Here is a 3,315-nt window from a genome sequence, read left to right on the forward strand (position 1 = left end):
GTGAGCGTGCTGATCCTGGACGACATTGCCGAGACACAACACGATGATCCGGGCGCGCCGGATGTCCCCGGCCTGTGTCCGGACAATCTGGCCTATGTCATCTACACCTCCGGTTCCACCGGCCAACCCAAGGGCACCTTGCTCACGCATGCGGGTGCCGCGCATTACCTGCAATGGGCCATCGAAACCTATCGGCCGCAGCCCAGCGCGGTGGTGTCCTCGTCGCTGTCCTTCGATGCCACGCTGACCAGCCTGCTCGCCCCGTTGCTGTGCGGTGCGCAGGTCGAACTGCTGCCAGAACACGACACCCTCGACGCCCTGCGGCAACGCCTGTGCGATCCGACTCCGCTAGGCTTGGTCAAGCTCACCCCGGCGCATCTGGAAGTGTTGGGTCAGCAATTGGCCGACCATCCAACACCGCTGAACCCGGCGGTGATGGTGATCGGTGGCGAAGCGCTGCCGCCCGCTACGCTGGCCCGTTGGCAGACCCTCGCGCCTCATACCCGGCTGATCAACGAATACGGCCCGACCGAGACCGTGGTCGGTTGTGCGGTCCACACGACCACCGCTGACGATGCACATGCGTCCAACGGACGCGTGCCGATCGGTCAACCGATTGCGCATCTGCGTCTGTACGTGCTCGATGCCTATGGACAACACGCGCCGATGGGCGTGGCTGGAGAGCTACATATCGCCGGGCCACAGCTGGCGCGCGGGTATCTGGGCCGTGCCGATCTGACCGCCGAACGCTTCGTGCCCGATCCGTTCGCCGAACAGCCCGGCCAACGCATGTACCGCAGTGGCGATATCGCCTGCTGGCGTGCGGACGGCACGCTGGAGTATCTCGGCCGCAACGACGACCAGGTCAAACTACGCGGGTTCCGCATCGAGCTGGGCGAAATCGCCGCCGCGCTACGCGCCTGCGCGGGCGTGCAGGATGCCGCGGTGTTGCTACGCGAGGACCAACCGGGCGAACCGCGATTGGTCGCCTATGTGGTTGGTCATGTCGATGGCGCTGCGCTCAGCTCCGAGGCATTACGTCCCCAGCTCGGCGTGTGCCTGCCCGACTACATGCTACCCACCGCTTACGTGCAACTGGAAACGCTGCCGTTGACCGCCAACGGCAAGCTGGATCGCAAGGCGTTACCAGCACCGGATGCAGCGGCCTATGCGGCGCGTGCATATGAAGCACCGCAGGGTGCCATCGAACAGGCCATTGCCGCGATCTGGGGCGACCTGCTCGGTCTGGAGACGATCGGTCGGCACGACAACTTCTTTGCTCTCGGTGGACATTCGCTGTTGGCGGTGCGGGTCGCCTCGCGCTTGCGCCAGGAGTTGGGTGTCGAGGTCAGCGTGGCGGAGCTGTTTACGCATGCGACGCCGCAGCAGCTTGCCGTGTGTGTGGCGTCCTCGCACAGCGTGATCTTGCCGCCGATCTTGCCGCTGGCACCAGATGCATCGCGGGTGCTGTCGTTTGCGCAGCAACGGCTCTGGTTTCTATCCCAGTTCGAGGGCGTCAGTCAGGCGTATCACATCAGTGGTGGTTTGCGCTTGCGCGGAGCGCTGGAGACACAAGCGCTGCAACGTGCGCTGGATCGCATCGTGGCTCGGCATGCGTCGCTGCGCACGACCTTCGCGTTGATCGATGGGCAGGCATTGCAGCGGGTCGCGGCCGGAGACAGCGGCTTCCAGTTGATCACTCACGACCTGTGCGATGTGCAAGATCGCGAGACCGCATTGGAACGGTTATTGGCCGACGAGGCACAGGCACCCTTCGCGCTGGAACGCGGTCCGTTGATCCGTGGCGTGCTGGTACAGCTCGCCCACGACGAATACGTTTTCTTCGTGACCATGCACCACATCGTCTCGGACGGGTGGTCGATGGGGATCTTGATCAACGAGCTGAGCGTGTTGTATCGGGCGTTTGCACATGGGGAAGCCGATCCGCTACCGCCGTTGCCGATCCAGTACGCCGATTATGCGAGCTGGCAGCGGCAATGGCTGGCGGGCGAGGTGTTGCAACAACAGGCCGCATACTGGCGCGAGGCGCTGTCTGGTGCGCCGGTGCTGTTGGAACTGCCGACGGATCGTCCGCGTCCGGCGCGGCAAGAGCATGCCGGCGCGATGTTGGAAGTGGTCGTGGAGCCAAAGCAGGCGCAGGCGCTGAAGGAACTCAGCCAGAGGCATGGGCTGACGCTGTATATGACGCTCCTGGCGAGTTGGGCGTTGCTGCTGTCGCGTCTTTCGGGTCAGGACGATGTGGTGATCGGCAGCCCGGCGGCCAATCGTGGTCGCTCGGAGAGCGAGGGGCTGATCGGGTTCTTCGTCAACACGCTGGCGCTGCGGGTGGAACTGTCTGGCTCGCCGACGTTGGCGCAACTGCTGGCATCGGTGAAGGAACGTGCCCTGCAGGCACAGGCGCATCAGGACATCCCGTTCGAGCAGGTGGTGGAACGGGTGCAGCCGCCGCGCAGTCTGGCGCATGCGCCGCTGTTCCAGGTGATGTTCGCGTGGCAGAACACGCCACAGGGTGAGCTGGATCTTGGCGAACTCGAGGTCAGTGGGCTGGGTGCGACGCAGACGAGCGCGCAGTTCGATCTGTCGCTGTCGTTGGAAGAAAACACGGACGGGATCGTGGGCAGTCTGACCTATGCCACGGCGTTGTTCGAGCATGCGACGCTGGAGCGGTGGATGGGCCATTGGCGGCATCTGTTGGCGGCGATGGTGGCCGAGGGTGCCGAAGATATGGCGGTGGATCGTCTGCCGTTGCTGGACGAGGCCGAGCGCCATCAAGTGTTGACGGAGTGGAATGCGACGGCAGCGGATTATCCGCGCGATGCCTGTGTNGAGTTGTTCGAGGCGCAGGTGGTACGTGATCCCTCGACCATCGCGGTGGCGCAGGGTGAGGTGTCGCTGACGTATGCGGAGTTGAATGCGCGAGCCAATCGGTTGGCACATTACCTGCGCGGATTGGGTGTGCGTCCGGACGAGCGTGTGGCGATCTGTGTGCAGCGTAGTGTGGAGATGGTGGTGGCGCTGCTGGCGGTGCTGAAGGCGGGCGGTGCGTATGTGCCGCTGGACCCGGCCTATCCGCCGGAGCGGCTGGCCTATATGCAATCCGATTGCGGCGCGGTGGCGGTGCTGACGGATGCCGCCAGTCGTCGCCTGGTTGAATGCAGCGCCACTGCGGCGGTGATCGTCGATCTGCAAGCCGACAGTGAAAATTGGACGCATCTGCCAGACAGTAATCCCGACCGCCACGCCAATGGCCTGACCGCACGCCATTTGGCGTATGTCATCTACACCTCCGGATCG

At 64.2% G+C, this 3,315-nt stretch carries 2 protein-coding genes; both read left to right on the top strand.

Annotation, left to right across the window (positions count from 1 at the left end; all coding sequences use genetic code 11):
- Positions 1-6 precede the first annotated feature (6 nt).
- Positions 7-2,846: amino acid adenylation domain-containing protein (locus XalbCFBP2523_RS17490; RefSeq protein ID WP_430523489.1), on the top strand; the 2,840-nt coding region annotated here is incomplete at its 3' end.
- A gap of 19 nt (positions 2,847-2,865) precedes the next feature.
- The coding region (locus tag XalbCFBP2523_RS17495) for an AMP-binding protein (protein WP_430523490.1) at positions 2,866-3,315 on the top strand (450 nt) is incomplete at its 3' end.

Source organism: Xanthomonas albilineans, assembly GCF_002939705.1.
Lineage (GTDB): Bacteria > Pseudomonadota > Gammaproteobacteria > Xanthomonadales > Xanthomonadaceae > Xanthomonas_A > Xanthomonas_A albilineans.